Annotated in this window: 15 protein-coding genes; 6 read left to right on the top strand and 9 right to left on the bottom strand. The window is 55.8% G+C overall.

The genetic code is table 11. The features are described from left to right. Positions 1-140: 140 nt before the first annotated feature. Positions 141-1,205, bottom strand: a complete 1,065-nt coding sequence (locus tag AC5JQH_RS11375; protein WP_008177191.1) for a TRAP transporter substrate-binding protein — start codon at positions 1,203-1,205, stop codon at positions 141-143. A gap of 165 nt (positions 1,206-1,370) precedes the next feature. Between AC5JQH_RS11375 and AC5JQH_RS11370 the strand changes: the two genes are divergently transcribed. Next, positions 1,371-2,549, top strand: coding sequence for a response regulator (locus tag AC5JQH_RS11370; RefSeq protein WP_008177190.1), 1,179 nt, complete (start codon positions 1,371-1,373; stop codon positions 2,547-2,549). On the opposite strand, the gene AC5JQH_RS11365 is transcribed toward AC5JQH_RS11370, so the two are convergent. After that, a complete protein-coding gene (locus tag AC5JQH_RS11365; protein WP_493791214.1) occupies positions 2,550-4,226 on the bottom strand; it encodes a methyl-accepting chemotaxis protein in 1,677 nt (558 codons plus the stop codon). It lies immediately after the preceding gene. A 226-nt stretch (positions 4,227-4,452) separates the two neighbouring features. Between AC5JQH_RS11365 and AC5JQH_RS11360 the strand changes: the two genes are divergently transcribed. From AC5JQH_RS11360 to AC5JQH_RS11350, 3 genes are all read left to right on the top strand, one after another. Continuing rightward, on the top strand, positions 4,453-5,805 hold the full coding sequence (locus AC5JQH_RS11360) for a CHAD domain-containing protein (protein ID WP_493791215.1): 1,353 nt from the start codon (positions 4,453-4,455) through the stop codon (positions 5,803-5,805). Then, positions 5,789-6,163: a thiol-disulfide oxidoreductase DCC family protein gene (locus AC5JQH_RS11355; RefSeq protein WP_008177187.1), complete on the top strand. Its 375-nt coding sequence runs from the start codon at positions 5,789-5,791 to the stop codon at positions 6,161-6,163. Before AC5JQH_RS11360 ends, AC5JQH_RS11355 begins: the two co-directional genes overlap by 17 nt. A gap of 84 nt (positions 6,164-6,247) precedes the next feature. After that, positions 6,248-6,628, top strand: coding sequence for a rhodanese-like domain-containing protein (locus AC5JQH_RS11350; RefSeq protein WP_008177185.1), 381 nt, complete (start codon positions 6,248-6,250; stop codon positions 6,626-6,628). A 7-nt stretch (positions 6,629-6,635) separates the two neighbouring features. On the opposite strand, the gene AC5JQH_RS11345 is transcribed toward AC5JQH_RS11350, so the two are convergent. Then, the gene (locus AC5JQH_RS11345) at positions 6,636-7,094 is read right to left on the bottom strand and encodes a YchJ family protein (RefSeq protein WP_081467563.1); all 459 of its coding nucleotides are present in this window, start codon (positions 7,092-7,094) and stop codon (positions 6,636-6,638) included. Between the two features lie 109 nt (positions 7,095-7,203). Between AC5JQH_RS11345 and AC5JQH_RS11340 the strand changes: the two genes are divergently transcribed. Further along, the gene (locus AC5JQH_RS11340; protein ID WP_339621433.1) at positions 7,204-7,926 is read left to right on the top strand and encodes a sulfite exporter TauE/SafE family protein; all 723 of its coding nucleotides are present in this window, start codon (positions 7,204-7,206) and stop codon (positions 7,924-7,926) included. Here the strand turns inward: AC5JQH_RS11340 and AC5JQH_RS11335 are convergent. Beyond that, entirely contained in the window at positions 7,923-8,603 is a 681-nt protein-coding gene (locus tag AC5JQH_RS11335) for a hypothetical protein (protein WP_008177181.1), read from the bottom strand. The two genes, AC5JQH_RS11340 and AC5JQH_RS11335, sit on opposite strands and share 4 nt — an antisense overlap. 166 nt (positions 8,604-8,769) lie before the next feature. On the opposite strand from AC5JQH_RS11335, the gene AC5JQH_RS11330 reads away from it, so the two are divergent. Next, positions 8,770-10,101, top strand: a complete 1,332-nt coding sequence (locus AC5JQH_RS11330; RefSeq protein WP_339621413.1) for a cyclic di-GMP phosphodiesterase — start codon at positions 8,770-8,772, stop codon at positions 10,099-10,101. Positions 10,102-10,118: 17 nt separating this feature from the next. Here AC5JQH_RS11330 and AC5JQH_RS11325 read toward each other — a convergent pair whose 3' ends face one another. From AC5JQH_RS11325 to AC5JQH_RS11305, 5 genes are all read right to left on the bottom strand, one after another. Next, complete coding sequence (locus AC5JQH_RS11325) at positions 10,119-10,547, bottom strand: hotdog fold thioesterase (RefSeq protein WP_008177177.1); 429 nt, start codon at positions 10,545-10,547, stop codon at positions 10,119-10,121. A gap of 71 nt (positions 10,548-10,618) precedes the next feature. Continuing rightward, on the bottom strand, positions 10,619-12,892 hold the full coding sequence (locus AC5JQH_RS11320; protein WP_227497893.1) for a putative bifunctional diguanylate cyclase/phosphodiesterase: 2,274 nt from the start codon (positions 12,890-12,892) through the stop codon (positions 10,619-10,621). 112 nt (positions 12,893-13,004) lie between these two features. Continuing rightward, positions 13,005-13,769 carry a substrate-binding periplasmic protein gene (locus AC5JQH_RS11315; RefSeq protein ID WP_050898355.1) on the bottom strand — a complete coding sequence of 255 codons (765 nt, stop codon included), beginning with the start codon at positions 13,767-13,769 and terminating at the stop codon, positions 13,005-13,007. A 40-nt stretch (positions 13,770-13,809) separates the two neighbouring features. Then, the gene (locus AC5JQH_RS11310) at positions 13,810-15,192 is read right to left on the bottom strand and encodes a ribonuclease J (RefSeq protein WP_288365802.1); all 1,383 of its coding nucleotides are present in this window, start codon (positions 15,190-15,192) and stop codon (positions 13,810-13,812) included. Beyond that, positions 15,189-16,001 carry a substrate-binding periplasmic protein gene (locus AC5JQH_RS11305; protein ID WP_493805600.1) on the bottom strand — a complete coding sequence of 271 codons (813 nt, stop codon included), beginning with the start codon at positions 15,999-16,001 and terminating at the stop codon, positions 15,189-15,191. The genes AC5JQH_RS11310 and AC5JQH_RS11305 overlap by 4 nt, the downstream gene beginning before the upstream one ends. Positions 16,002-16,033: the final 32 nt, after the last annotated feature.

Below are 16,033 nucleotides of genomic sequence, written 5' to 3'. Positions count from 1 at the left end.
GGCGCTGCCCAAAGAATGAGCGGCCTATTTTTCCAGAAACCGACGCAAACAAAAAGGGGCGCCGGAGTATTACAGCCCCGGCGCCCCTTTGACTGACAAAGCCCTCAAGCCTTCGACGGGCTCTCAGGTATTGTCAGGCTTCAGTCTTCAGCGACACTGTTCAGATAGGCCTTGTCGGAAATGTTGGTCCACTGACGAACCTGCTTGAGGTAGTCACGCTGTGAATCGATAATTTCTTTCGCAAGCGGATCCTTCTCAGCGGCTTCGGCCAGCAAACGGTTAGTGGTGCTGCGCAGGGCATCAATGACTTCCGGCGGGAATACCTTGTGAGTTACATCCGGGTAGTCTTCTTTCATGCGATCCCAGGCCACGCCACTCTGGTGGGTGCTCTGGATGTACATGTCATAGGCAGCGGTGCGCATGGCAACCCGCAGGATCTCCTGAAGATCCTTTGGCAGCTCTTCCCAGGTCTTCTTGTTGATCAGGAACTGAACTTCCGCGCCCGGCTCCTGCCAGCCCGAATAGTAGTACTTGGCGATCTGGTGGAAACCCATCTGGAAATCCAGGGCAGGACCGACCCATTCAACGGCATCCACGGTGCCACGCTCGAGTGCGGTGTACAGCTCACCCGGCGGCAGGTTGGTCACGGCAACACCCAATTCCGACATAACCTCGCCAGCGAACCCCGGGGTGCGCATCTTCAGGCCCTGAAGATCCTCAAGTGAATTGATCTCCTCGCGGAACCAGCCACCCATCTGGTTACCGGTATTACCACCCGGGAAGGACAGCATGCCATAGGGTTCATACACCTTCTGCATCAGCTCCATGCCCTCACCGTGGTAGAACCAGGCGTACATCTCGGGCGCGATCAGCCCGAACGGAATGGTGGTGAAGTACATAGCGTTCGGGATTGAGCCCTTGTAGTAATAGGACGCGGTATGGCCCATGTCGTACTGGCCGTTGCGAACGAGATCGAAGATTCCGAAGGGGGCCTTGTGCTTGTTGGATGGATCTATGCGAATCAGCAGACGGCCATCCGACATGGTCTCTGCCATGTCCGCCATATGCTGAACAGTCTCCCCCAGTACCGGAGAGTTTGGCCCCCAGGTTTGCGCAAGGCGCAGGGTATAGCTTTCCTCGGCGGAGCTGGCACTGCTCGCGAAGAGCACCACCGACGCCAATATTGCTTTTAGCGAGCGGGTCATTGTTGTGGAACCTCTATTTCGTTGTTATGCGATGGCTTTTGTTAACCCTCGAATCTTATCCCGAGAGATCCAAGAAGACCAAATAGTGGCGAATGATCACTTCTTTTCATAAGCTCAAGCTCAAGATCAGACGGTTACCAAACTCAGAGAAACGGTGTAACGCCAATGCAGGAAAAGGATCTTTCGCAGCAGCGCGCGCGGTTGCAGGCCCTCCGTGAGAACTACGTCGCCAGGATGCCCGAAACGTTCGAGCGCCTGGAACATCTTATCGGGAGTATTCCTGCCCAAGACCTGCCCTCCGAGTCGGGCGACCTGAACTCGACTTTGACACTGTTAGTCCACGAGGTACATAAACTCGCCGGGTCCTCAGGCTCTCTTGGGCTTCATTGTGTGTCTGAAGCTGCAAGGCAACTTATGTCGCTTGCGGAGCTTTGGCACACCCACCCTCAGGACCCGATAACAAAAAAAGACCTGATGGCAAAACTGATCGCCACAATGCGCGAGTGCGATACCGAATCAACAATTACGGAGAAAAAAGAACCAACGCGAAAAGGGTCTCGCAAAATTCACATAGTGGACGACGACGAGCTCCTTGCCCAAGAAATGCTTACCTGGCTTCTGGAGGCAGGCTTTGACGCCGAGGCATTCTTCTCTTCCTCGGTCTATCTGGACATATTCGAAACCCTGTCGCGACCGGACATGATTATCATGGACGTTGCTTTCGGCGAGGACACGGCAGCAGGACCAGACACCGTAAGGCAGCTCCGCAACAGGCTCGGCCGTATGCCCGCGGTTATCTTTCTCTCAGTCCACGACGAAATGCCTGCCAGACTGGCCGCGCTGAGAGCGGGCGCTTCCCGCTACCTTGTAAAACCGATCAGCAAAACTCGATTGATGGACATTGCGCACGAATTTGCCGAGCGTAAACATACGCCCAAATACCGCGTTCTCATGGTGGATGATGATCAAACGGTCCTGCAGGCAGCAAAAATCCAGCTGGAGCAGATCGGCCTTGAAGTGCATGCTACCGACGAGCCTTTGCAAGCACTGAGAACTGCTCGCCAGATAAATCCGGATGTCATTATTCTCGATATCATGATGCCTGAAGTCTCAGGAACCGAGCTCGCCGCTATTCTCAGAGAGGACCGGCAGTTTGACGCTACACCGATCGTGTTTCTGACCTCTCAAACCCATCAGGATGAGAAAACTCTGAGTGTGGCACTTGGTGGTGACGACTATATATTGAAGCCTTTTGATGCCGATTACCTGACCGCTACCATATTCTCCAGAGCCAAGCGCTCTCGCCGACTGCGTCAGCTGATCAGCGAGAGCGCCCCTGGTTGATCAGACTTTGAACTGCCCGACCAGCTCCCGTAGGCTCTCACCAAGCCGCGCCAGTTCATGACTGGCCTCGTTGGTTTGGGTTACGCCGGTATCGCTACGCTGGGCAGCGTCGACAATGCGGACCACGTTCTGATTGACCTCTTCAGCCACCTGGCTTTGTTGCTCTGAGGCGGTTGCGATCTGGGTTACCTGATCATGAATCTTGCCAATCGAGGTCTCGATGGTTCGCAGCGCGCTGGTTGCATGATTGATCCTTTCGACCGTTTCCGTTGAACGGTTGCGTGATTTGTTCATCCGCTCCACCGATGCCTTGGATTCAGTCACAAAGCCGTCAATCATGGTACGAATCTGATCAGCGGACTCGGCGCTGCGTTTTGCAAGCTGGCGTACTTCATCAGCAACCACCGAGAACCCACGACCATGCTCGCCGGCCCGGGCTGCCTCAATCGCGGCATTGAGAGCCAGCAGGTTGGTCTGTTCAGTTACCGCATGGATGACATCCAGTACCTGCTGGATCTCATCGGATTTTTCCGCAAGGGCGTTGATACTGCGGGCCGTGTCCTCGATCTCCTCGGACAGCTTGTTCACCGCGCCCTGGGCACTGCTAATGGTTTCACCACCCTCACGGGCCATGCGGTCGGCGTCCGAGGCCGAGCTCTCAACCTCATTGGCATTGCCGGAAATCTGCTGGATGGTCGCGGCCATTTCATTGATCGCAGAGGCAATCTGGTCAGTCTCGGAGCCCTGTTCCTGAACCGAGGCCCGGGTTTCATTCGCGACCCGGCTGAGCTCTTCCGCCGCGGACGCCACCTGATCCGTGGTGGCGCCGACTTCTCGCATGGTGTCCTGGATCTTGACGACAAAGGCATTGAAACGACGACCGAGCTCGGCCAGCTCGTCGGTACCCTCATCCGGCAACCGCTGGCGGAGATCGCCCTCACCATCAGCAATTTCCTGCATCATGTTGCTGACGTTCTTCAGCGGCCGGGTCACGCTACGGCCAACGAATACGCCGATCACCAGAGCGATTACGACAACCACAACCGTCACCAGAAGGATAAAGCCCAGGGCCTCCGCCATGCCCGCTTCAATGTCCTCGCGAGCAGCAGCGACCTGCCGGTCAATATCGGTAATGTAGACACCAGCACCGATCATCCAGTCCCAGTCCGGGATAATGGTGGAATAGGACATCTTGGGTTCTTCATTGCCGGAGGCAGGGTTCATCCAGTCATAGCCGTAGAAGCCCTCACCGCGGGCAGCGACGAACAGATCGGCCACCAACCCCCTGACAACCGGATTCTTGGTCGGTCCTTCTTTGGAAGGGTCCGGGGCATAGGCCAGGTTGTATACATCCCTGGTATAGGCGAACACGTAGTTCGTCTCATCAAAACGGATCGAGCGCAGGCGCGCCGCTGCCGCCTCCTTCGCTTCCGCCTCCGTCATCGATGGGTCATTCTTGGCCTCCAGAACCACGGCCTCTGCGGCATCAATGAGATTCTGTAAACCAGCCTTCCGTGCTTCCAGGAGGCTGTTCTCAAGACGCTTGAGCTCATCTTCACCATTGGCCTGAATCTGACTGGCGGTGATCCACGCCAATGTTGCCGCCGTGACGAGTACCGGCACAAGTACTGCCACCAGCAAGCGCGAGCGTATTTTCACTTTACTCAAGACATTCATTTTTCCGAACTCTCCAGGGAATTTCCGTTGGTGAGGATTATCCACGGACCACTTGGCGTGATCTGTTCCAGTTTGTTAAGGCAGGTTTCAGCAGGCGCACTGATTCGCCGAGCCGCCTGCCATCGGACAAACCTTCCACCATTATTTTCAGCTAGGTACAGTAACGGCAGTAACCCGATTGTCTTGAGCGGGAATCAGACTAAAGGACCACTACGAAGGTAGGCCAATGAAGCACCTGTTTCTGGTACGCCACGCCAAGTCCAGCTGGGCCGACGAATCACTTTCTGACCGGGAACGCCCCCTCAATGCGCGGGGCATCAGCCAACTGGCCCCATTGGGAAATACCCTGAAATCTGTCGGCGCGTTCGAAGGCGATGTATACAGCAGCAACGCCAAGCGGGCCGTCGCGACACTGCAAGGCATACTGCCCGACACAGTTGCAGCCGAGCGCTGCCACACCCTGAGTGAGCTGTATACCTTTGACTATCGGCGACTACTCGCATGGCTCGAAGAGCAGGCAGAAGCTCCACAGATTACCCTGGTCGGCCACAACCCGGCGTTACTGGAACTTGCCCAGTCCCTCCTGAAGCAGCCCCCGGAACAGCTACCCACCGCCAGCGTTATTCACATCCGGCTTTCGATCAAACACTGGCGCCAGATTGGTCGCGGCAAGGGCAAACTGGTGACTCTGATAACGCCACAGGATTACAGCTACGCCCACTGCGAACGAAAGCTTAAAAAGACAGCCAGAACCGCGGGGGACGATCCTGCAAGGGACATTCCCAAGGCCCTTCACCATCAATTTGATCGGCTAAGGCAACTGGAACGGGGCGTCGCCCTTGGCCTGGATGACGAATTTCTGCACCAGTACCGGATTGCGATTCGACGCAGCCGTGCCATCGCCGAATCGGTTCAGGACGTGACTGGTGACAAGTCGCTGGCCAAGGGGGTTAAAACCCTGAAGCGCCATGCAAGGGCAACGGGCCCACTGCGCGACCTTCACGTGTTTCTTCAGGACCTGCCGGAACTTTGCGCAGATGACGCGGAAATTCGGGCAGCCTTGCAGATCTGGTTCGAGCGCGAAGCCGCCAGCCATCATAAAAAGCTGGCAAAGCGACTGAAAAGCAAGCGCTACCAGGGCAGCCTGGAACACTGGCGCAATCTGATTGATTCGCGAAAGTTTCAGAAATCGGCCGCAACACTCCGGCCGAAAGACATCCGAAGGGCCTTGGAACGTCGTATCAAGGAGTTCAATAAACGCACTGCCGAGCTGATGCACACTTCACCGGATGAAGATATCCATCGGCTGCGCAAGCAACTCAAACGAATCCGTTACCTGATGGAACTGGATGCAAAGACCTGGAAGCGCAACCTGAAAATCTTAAAGGAGCGGCAAGAGCTCTATGGCCGGTTCCAGGATCTGCACGTTCAGACTTTGCTTCTCGACCAGTTCCGCCAGGCGGCGCCAGAGGTACTGCCAGCCGCGCTCAATGGGATCGTGGAAACGCTGGGAAACCACAAAGCGAACGCCCGGAAACAGATTCTGACCCTTGGAGGACTCGATGGAGCCCCGTTATGACACCCTGTTTTACGACGGACAATGCCCACTTTGCGCCAAAGAGATCCGCACCCTGCGCAAACTCCAGCGTGGCAATCTGATCTTTGCGGACATCCATGAACAGCGCGACGGTAGCGCCAACCTGCCAAGTCACGAAGCTCTGCTCAGACGCCTGCACCTGATGACCTGGACCGGCGAGTGGGTCATCGGTCTGCCCGCAAATGTTCGCGCCTGGTCCCACACGCCCTTTGGTTTTCTGTTCAAACCCCTGCTGTGGCCAGGTATCTTCCAGATTGCCTCGCGCATCTACGGGAAATGGGCAGACAAACGCTATGAGCGCAAATACGCCTGCGCCATCGGAGATAACGAAACCGCTTAATCATGCATGTACGGGGTGTCACCAGGCGCCCCAAACCCTTATCCTGAGGTATAACCTTATTCCATCAGTATGAGGAGCTTACCCATGAAAACTGCCCATGATCTGGTAGAAGCCGCCAGGAAAGAGATTCAGGAAGTACCCCTTGATCAGGCGGAAGACGCCATCAAGAACGCTGACTTACTCCTCGATGTGCGTGATGCGGATGAGTACCGGGCCGGCCACATACCCGGCGCGGTCAACATCTCCCGTGGTTTACTGGAGTTCAAGTTCACCAATGATCCGGCGTTCGAGAGCCGCGATATGAACATTGTGTGTTACTGCAAAACGTCCGGGCGAGCGGCTCTCAGTGCAAAAGCCCTGAAAGAAATGGGCTACATGCACGTGCAGTCCATCGCCGGAGGATTTGATGCCTGGCAGGAAGCCAACAAACCGGTTGCCAAACCCGAACTGCCGTCCTTCGAGTAACGGGCGCTTACAGGCAGCAGGCCTTGTGCTTTCGGCCACTCCCGCAGGGGCAGGGTTCGTTGCGACCGGGCTTCAGCTGGCCCTCGCTGGTATCACCTCGAAGGTAATACCAACGGCCCTGCTCCCGGACAAAATCGGAGTTTTCTTCGAGAAACCCCCAGCCCTTGCCCAGACGGTAGACCGCACGAAAAAGCACCGAGCCACGATCGCCGGACTGGTTGGTGTCCAGGATTTGCAAGGAGGTCCAGTCTGGTGAGTCTTCCAGGCTAAGCGTCTCTGGCCGTGAACTCTCGTGCCAGGTGGCCCGCAGATAATCCGGCAGCTTGAGAACGAAGGCCGCGTACCGGGATCGCATCAGCGCTTCCGGAGTAGACGCTACTTCGCCCTGATGGAGAGGCTGGCAGCATTCGCTGTAGGATTTACCGCTGCCGCAGGGGCAGTTTCGATTTTCAGTCTGTAGAATCATCGGGCTTCGATCGTTTCGGCTATGCTCGTAATCCGGCAGTGTATCAATATCAAACCGGCGTTGCTCCGGCCTACTCCCCTGACCTTTTTGGTGATTTCCTTTGACAGATGTGTCGCTGTTACAGATTCTTCTGGCCAACCTTGCCATTCTTGCCGGAGCTTGCCTGCAAGGCGTGGCCGGCTATGGCATTGGCACACTGGCCGCGCCATTGCTATTCCTGATAAGCCCTGTGTTAGTGCCCGGTCCCCTGATCCTGAATGCCACTCTGCTCACTGTATTCATGCTGATCCGCAATCGCGGCGCATTGCAGGTCAGGGAAGTGCGTTTTGCCATCGGTGGCGGCGTTGCCGGGGCAGTCCTGGCAGCACTGACGTTGCTGGTGATTTCGACCAAAGGCTTCGAACTGACCTTCGGCATTCTCATCCTTGCCGGCGTAGCGCTCAGTGTTGGCGGCCTCAAGCCGGCGCTCAACGCACGCAACAGCGTGCTGGCCGGAGCCGCTTCCACCTATATGGGCACTATTACCGCCGTAGGTGGACCGCCAATTGCGATGATTTACCAGAATGAAAAGGGACCGTTGGTCAGGGCTAACATGTCGGCCTTCTTCCTGGCTGCCAGCGTGCTAAGTCTGTCAGGCCTGCTCGCCTCTGGCTACCTGGGAACCCGAGAGCTTTTCCTGTTCGCCGTTACTTTCCCTGGAGTATTCCTGGGCTTCTGGCTGTCAGGCAAGCTGGTTCACCGTATGCCCTTCGAGGGGCTTCGCCCGGTAATTCTCGGTATCGCAGCCATCGCCGGAACGGCGGCGCTGATTCGCGGGCTGATCTCACTTTAGGAATCGGACCAGAGGCGCACGCGGAATCGGTTTTTCTTCCACAATAAAGCCAGCCAGAGCGCGTGAGCATTGATCAGGAACGCCAGAATCCACTCGAATGCATCGTCCTTGCGGCTGTAGAACTCGGGCGCCACGCCATTCAGGATGACTGAGAGAATGCCTACCGCCAGAATAAGCTGGCAAAGATTCAGCAGCCTCATGCCCGTGTTCTTCCACAACGGATGGCTGCGCAATCCGGAACTGACCATCAGCTCACAGATGAACGTGAGCGAGAAATACAGAACCACGCCAATACGGCGGATCAGGTTGAAGCCGTCCCCGGCGTGTCCCAGAGCCAGGGTATAGGCGCCGAGCGAAACGCTGGCCACCAGGCCCAGCCAGGGGACCCAGGCCACACCGCTGGAATGAACGCCGAGCTGGCGCAGCCACCGACCGTTAAGCCACCAGAACAGAATGCCCAACAGAGCCGCCGGCAGCATGGTACCTTTGAAAATGAAGTAAGAGGTGCCGTGACGACCAGTCCGGCTGATGCTGGTGCAGCTGTCCCAGTAGGGATTGCATAGCTCCACATGCCCTTCCAGCACTGAAACTGTAAACGTGATATGGATGGTTAACAGCGGGATAAGAGCCGCAGCGAGTGCAAGCCACCAGAGATGGAAAAAGCGGTGATCCGACATGACGGACGATTCCCGTTCAAGTATCGAAAAGCGAATGTCGACTGTGCTTCAGGCGCTTGACCCGCGCATGATAAGCGAACACTATTTGACCAGATTTTGCAATTCAGCCTCCGCTTTTATGTTCTTCTTCCGTCAAAATGGCAGCAGCGGGTGATAGGATCTAGTCATGAATAAAAGCCATCAGGAAATTGTCGAAACCCAATTAGACGTCGCCGAACTTGCGATCGGCATGCATGTGGTTCGGCTGGACCGCCCTTGGGAGGAGACCGATTTTCTGATTCAGGGCTTTGTGATCAAAGACCAGTCAGACATTGAGGCGCTACGCGCTCAATGCGGGTTTGTTTTCATTGAGGGACGGGTTCAGAAAACGAATACCGTTCATGAGGGAACCAACCGCAATCAGAAACCATCAGGATTGCGCCGGCTTTTCAAGCGCAAATCAGCATCAGAACCGGCACCCCAAAAACCTTCCGTACCTCGTAAGCGAGTCACCTACATCAATAAGGTCGACGCTGGCACTGAGATGGCTACGGCCAGGATCCGATTCGAGGACGCGCAAGAGACCGCCAAAGCGATCATGTCAGGATTGCGGGTCGGTCGCACCCTGGACATCAACAATGCGCGCAAAGTCGTCAAAGGATGCGTTGAAAGCGTGCTTAGAAACGAGAACGCACTGATGCTACTTACCAAGATCAAGCATCAGGACGCGTATACGGCCGAGCACTGCATCAACGTCTCGATTCTTTGCGCAGCGTTTGGAAAACATCTCGGTTTGTTACAGGGCGAAATCGAGACCCTTGCGCTCTGCGGTCTGTTGCACGATGTTGGCAAAACAAAAATCCCGGACGAAATCCTGAACAAACCGGGCGCTCTGACTCCGAAAGAGTTTGAGTTGATGAGGCACCACACGACTCACGGCAGAACGATTCCCATGGGCACCAGCCATTCGCTCAACACCGCGGTCGATGTTGCGTTCAGTCATCATGAAAGGATGGATGGCTCAGGCTACCCCAGAGGCCTCGAAGCACATCAAATTCCCTACTTTGCAAAGATCGTGGGCCTTGTCGACACCTACGACGCCATTACCAGTGACCGTGTCTATGATAAAGGCAGGGCGTCCATGCAGGCGCTGGATATCATCCACAAACACCGGGGTACCCAGTTTGACGCCGAACTTGCGGATGAGTTTATCCAACTCATCGGCATCTACCCGCCGGGCTCCATCGTGGAAATGATCAACGGAGAGGTGGGCATCGTTGTGGAGAGCCGGCCGGAGCATAAACTCAAGCCTTGCGTTCTGCTGGTCAGGGAGTCTGACAAAAGCGTGATGACACCTTACCGAACGGTCGATCTGAAGGTCAGCTCGGAGGATGCCGCAGGCGAAATCTATCGAATCGCCCGCGAGGTTCCGGACGGTACCCACAACATCGTACTTCAGGAGTTTGTAGATCAGGGGCTGATCGTAACCAGACCAAGAGCGCCCGCCGAGCAGCCCTGAAACCCAACCAACCTCTCTCAGCCTGGCCGTTTTGTTACCGCCATGGTCAGCCGCGAAACACAGGTAGTTTTCCCCTCTTCGTTCTCCAGAAGGATTTCCCAGACCTGAGTCGCACTACCAATGTGAATAGGCCTGGCTGTGCCATACACCCAGCCCTTGGTAACCGGGCGGATGTGATTGGCGTTGATATCCAGTCCAACAGCGACAGTTTTCGGGTTTTTCAGGCAGCAATTGGCCGCCATACTGCCAAGGGTTTCCGCCAGCAGCACCGATGCGCCGCCATGCAGAATGCCAAAAGGCTGTACGGTGCGTTCATCAACAGGCATACGGCCTTTGACATAGTCGTCGCCAATTTCAAGGTACTCGATACCCATGTAGCTGACCGCGGTGTTTTCGCTGGATTTTGCCAGGTGTTCAAGGTTCGGGGTTCTGGTCCAGATTGCCATAGGGGACTGGTCTCGATGTTGTTTGAAACGGATTAGAAGCAAGGTACCAGTTTATACAGATAGGATGCGAACTACCAAGCCCTCCGCTTTCGATCACCGATTGCTTGCTCAATCAACTTCTCGAACTCCAGCGCTGGGAGCGGGCGGCTGAAATGGTAGCCCTGGAAACGGTTGCACCCCATGCCAACAAGGCGTTCCAGTTGCCCTTTGGTTTCCACACCTTCGGCCACTGCTGACAGTTTGAGCGCAGAGGCCAAGGCCAGGATGGTCTCTGCGATAGCCGCATCATTAGGATCATCCAGGATGTCTCGCACAAACCCCTGATCAATTTTCAACTCATCCAGAGATAGGCGCTTCAAGTAGCCGAGGGACGAGTAACCCGTGCCGAAATCATCGAGGGAGATCCGTATTCCCATGCTTCTCAGGGTTCGAAGTGTTTCCTCCACCAACTCGAGATCGTAGGCAAGAGCGCTTTCGGTGATTTCTACTTTCAGGTTTCTTGGGGAGGCACCGGTTTTTCTCAGCAGTGCCATCACCGTCGAGCAGAACGAAGGCAGGTGAAACTGCCTTGCACTCACGTTGATCGAGACCTGGAGCTGCGACAACGCACCGCCTCGCTTCTTCCAGCTGGCCACCCGGGAGAAAACATCCTCCAGCACCCAGTAGCCGACCGATTCAATGAGGCCGGTTTCCTCGGCCAGAGGAATGAACTCGGCGGGAGAAACCATACCGCGCCCCGGACAGTGCCAGCGAAGCAATGCCTCAGCACCAACAGGATCACCTTTTTCGTTAACCATGACCTGATAGTGGACTGCCAGCTGCTTCCTCCGTATCGCCATCCTGAGGTCCGACTCAAGAGCCAGCCGCTCAGATACTTTCTTCTGCATCATGGAGTCGTAGAAGCGGATGCAATTGCGGCCGTCCTCCTTGGCCCGAAACATGGCCATATCGGCCTGGCTCAGAAGCTCTTCAAGGGACGTTTCGTGATCGTAAAACAGTGTGATGCCGATGCTTGGAGTGCCCGTATATTCTATGCCGTTGAGATTATAGGGCTCGTTGAGGGCATCGCGGATTTTCTCGCAGACTTTCTCAACCTTGGCAGCAGCATCGGCCGGCTCGGCGGGAAATCCCTTCAGAATGAGAACAAACTCGTCCCCACCGAGCCGGGCAACGGTATCCCAGTCCCGGACCGTGTTTTTCAACCTCTCCCCCACCTGGACCAGAAGCTCATCGCCGGTCAGATGACCCGCGGAATCATTGATATTCTTGAAGTTATCAAGATCAATAAATACCAGAGCACCATGATTATGATCCCGATTGCTCCCGGTTAACGCCTGCGCCAGGCGATCCCTGAGCAGGCGCCGGTTTGGCAGGCCGGTCAGTGGGTCGTAAAAGGCGAGCTTCTCGATTTCGGATTCCGATTGCTTACGGTCCGTAACATCGAAAAAATAGCCGTGCCAGGTCATGCTGTCGTCCGCTAATCGGGCTGGCACCGACCTGGCTTCCACCCAGGCCATCGTGCCATCGCATTTGTAGGCTCGAAAGTCGGTTTCAAAGGGGGTCATGCGCTGGCGAGACTCATTAACCTTTTCAAAAAAGGATGGCTTGTCTTCATCCTCGATCAGGTCGAGCAGAGGCTGGGCATCGACACCAAGCAGATCAGCCGCAAACCCGAAAAGATTTTCAACTTTCTCGCTGATGAAAGGAAAAGTTACATGTCCGTCGGGATACATCCTGAACTGGAAGATAACGCCCGGGAACTGGTCGGAATAACGATAAAGGCTATTCTCGAACCTGACGTTCCGGCCTGCCAGTATCTGTCTGTGAACAGATGCCCCCAAAACCTCACCAACCTGAAGCACGAACTCTTCTGTTTCTGAATCCAACACTCGAGACTGGTCAAGATAATCGAAACCCAGGATGCCCCGGACCTGACCTTCCAGCCTCAAACCAACCAGCACGAGACTGCGGATACTCTCCCGCTGGAACTCCAATTTCTCCTCTTCCGCATCAGGGGGCAGTTCTTGGACTTCGGGGATGACAAGCATCGATAGGGTTTGCAACTGATCCATTAGCCAGGGAAAACGGGCCATCGGTACGTTCTGAACTGCATCTCTCTGGGGTATAACGCCACTTCTGCAGGCTTCATGCGTGATGGAAATGGTCTGGGTAGCTTCGTCGAACATGATCAAATAGGAGCGATCAGCATCAAGCCGATCTCCAAGCTCAGCGATGAAGCTATGGATGCTGCCATCAAGCTCGTCGACAGTGGATCTCGACAGGCCAAGAGATAGCCTGTAAACGAACTCACGTTGATCTTGGGTCACTGCCTTCACCATCGCCATGGACTCCTTCCCAGCAATTCTTCCTGTTTGTTTTCTACCTGCTCGGAGTGTCTCTCTCAAGTTACGACAGGCGCCACATTAAAGTTCACGCCCATCTGAAAGAGACCTCCACTTAACCTGCTCCTGTGTAAAGGTCTTTATACCGCCGGATTAACTCATCGACCCGGCCAGTATTCACAAGCTCGTATAGGCTCTCCGCAATACGCTCCCTTAGCTCAAAGGAGTTACAAGGAGAGGCTTTGGAAAAAGTAAAGAACAGGCCCTCACGACTCACCGGGGGCGACAGGGAAACGAATTGATCAGCAATGCCCAGATATTCGAGTTTTACCCCGCCCTGCAACACTTCATAGAGGACATAATCCACCCGGTCAACCAGCGCCATCTGGAAGGATTGCTCAATCGACCTGACTCCCTCAATGAGGAGATTTTCTTCTGCATACCGGTCGAAATTCTGGCCAAAACTGTTGTTGATCAGTGTGCTGCCCCGCTTACCCATCAGGTCTGGCCAGTGGCGATAGACAAACTCCCGGCCTTTGGGGACCCAGACAGCGGTCGGCAGGTGCGTTATTGGCGGCAGCAAATAGTCCATATAGCCAATGCGTTCCGAGGTAATGAACGCGCCCGCCACCATGTCGATATCGCCCTGGCGTGCCATGCGCTGGACCCGGGCCCAAGAGCCTATGTCCCTCACTTCCACATTCACGCCCAATGGCTCCGTAATTTCCTTGAGCAAAGCAGGCACCGCGCCAATCAGATAGCCCGGGCGCTGCTGGTCGCGCCAGAGCAGGGGCGGATACTCCGGATTCCCGCTCACGATGTGCGTATTGCAGGAAGGGTCTGGCAATGCGTGAACCGGGGCCAGAAACACGGAAGCCACTGCGAATACAAGCGACCTACCGACAACAGAAGTAAATGACTTATTCAACTCTGACAAGACCCTCTTTGTGCCAGCCCAGACGGCCAGTTTCAACAACCTGGCGACGAATTCCCGGCACCGGCCGGATCATGAAAAGATCGCCGTTTCGGCCCACCATGGCACGGGGTACACCAGTTGCTTTGGCAATGTCAGCGTGCGCTTCCATGTGTTCAGCCTCACCATGAACCGGAATGGCAATGGCAGGCTTTACCCATTTATACATTAACTCCAGCTCTTCCTGCGCGGGATGACCTGAAGCATGAATTGGCAAATCAGCATCCTCGGCCGTGATTACCCTCACCCCCAACTCTTTCAGTCTGGTCACCAGCGCCTCGATGGATTCCTCGTTGCCGGGGATGGCGCGAGCGCTGAAGATTACCGTGTCGCCCGCCTCCAGCTCAAAATCCGGATGGGTACCAGAGGCCAGTCTGCGCAGAGCCGTTCGCGGCTCGCCCTGACTGCCCGTGGCCACGGCCAGTACTTCGTCCCGCGGGAGATACCCCAGATGTGCCGGATTGATCAACTGGTCAGCCGAATCCCACAGCCCTGCAGCCCTGGCGGCGCCACTCATATTGATCAAAGACCGGCCCAATAAACCCATATAACGGCCGGTTTCCCTGGCGATTGAGGCCAGAGTATGTAATCGGGCGATATTACTGCCAAAACAGGTCACTACAACGCGGCCTTCGGCGGAGCGGGTCGCTCTGAGCAATCCTTGATGCAAGGCCGCCTCGGATACCGAGTGACCCGAGACTGTGGCGTTGGTGGAGTCACACACCATGGCGTTCACGCCCTCGTTTGCCAGATCGGTGAAGGTTTTTGGCGAATAGCCATGGCCTACCAGCGGCTGCTCATCCAGCTTCCAGTCACCGCTGTGGAAGATGTTACCGGCGGCGGTGCGAATCATCAGGGCATTAGGGTCCGGGATGGAGTGAGTCAGCGCCAGCCACTGCACGCTGAATGGCCCGATCTGCTTGCTCTGGCCGGTCTCCACTTCGATGATCGGCACCCGGTGCAGCAGGTCGAACTCCGCGAGCTTGCGACGCAGAATTTCGGCCGTGAACCGGCTGGTGTATATCGGGCACTGCAGCAGCGGCCAGAGGTAGGGTACAGCTCCGACATGATCTTCGTGGGCGTGGGTAATTACCAGGCCCGCCAGCCGTTCACGGCGGTCAGCAATGAACGCAGGATCCGCCATTTGAACCGGCGGCTCGCCACGATGATGCACCGTGCCATCAGCAGCAATGCGACCAGGCTTTGGAAAGGTAACACCACAATCCACCATCAACCAGGCACCATCGTGGCCATAGAGGTTGAGGTTCATACCAATTTCACCGGTTCCACCCAAAGGCAGAAACCAGAGATCAGACTGTTCGGGAATCATTCAGCAACTCGGTCCATGTACTTCAACACCAGGTCCTCGTGTATGCCTTCCAGCTCAATCAGTTTCAGCGCCGCCCGAATGTCATCGGCATACTTCAGCACGGGAGAGTTCTTCGCAACAGCAATGTAAGAGCGCTCTCCCGGCACAAAGAACGGTGAAACCTTAACATCCAGCCCCAACTCTTCGACCGTGTATAAACCCACGAGCTCTGGGGCGATCACGACATCTACCCGACCTTTCTGCATCATCAGCATCAGGTTTTCGTAACGGGGCGCAGGCTCCTTGAGAAGTCTGTCATCACTATCAAAACGGGAGAAATACGACGCCCCTTCCAAAGTGCCAATGGCTCGTCCATACAGATCAGCGTAGCGCTCAATGCGGTTTTCTGCGTTAAGGTAAAAAAACAATCGCCGCTCCGGAGGAAATGCCGGCGCCACGAACTCCATGAGCTCGGTCCGTCCGGCGGTCTCCAGGGGCTCCAGGGGCTCCAGCATGACATCCACCTCACCCTGCTGCACCATCCTCAAGACCCGCCGGAAAGGCGCCTCCCGATAATGCACTTTCCAGCCCAACCGATCAGCAATTTCCTGGAAGATATCCACATATAGGCCCGTTGGCTCCCCACCCTCGATAATCCGGTAGGGGGGCGCATGATTGGCACCCACGGTTACGGTCAGCGCTTCCACGGTTTCCGTGCCCTGCTGGGCCGAAACAGGAAACACTAACGCCATCAGAACAGCGGTGGCGAACACTCGCATTCCAGTCATCCTTGCCTGTGAGGTTTTCAGATTCTTATGAGGTCTGGCCATCTGTCTCCAGTATAGACGGTTCAAGATCCGGG

The organism is Marinobacter sp. H13 (genome assembly GCF_059072335.1).
Note: the sequence above shows the minus strand (reverse complement) of the source record. Positions and strands in the feature narration are given on the sequence as shown.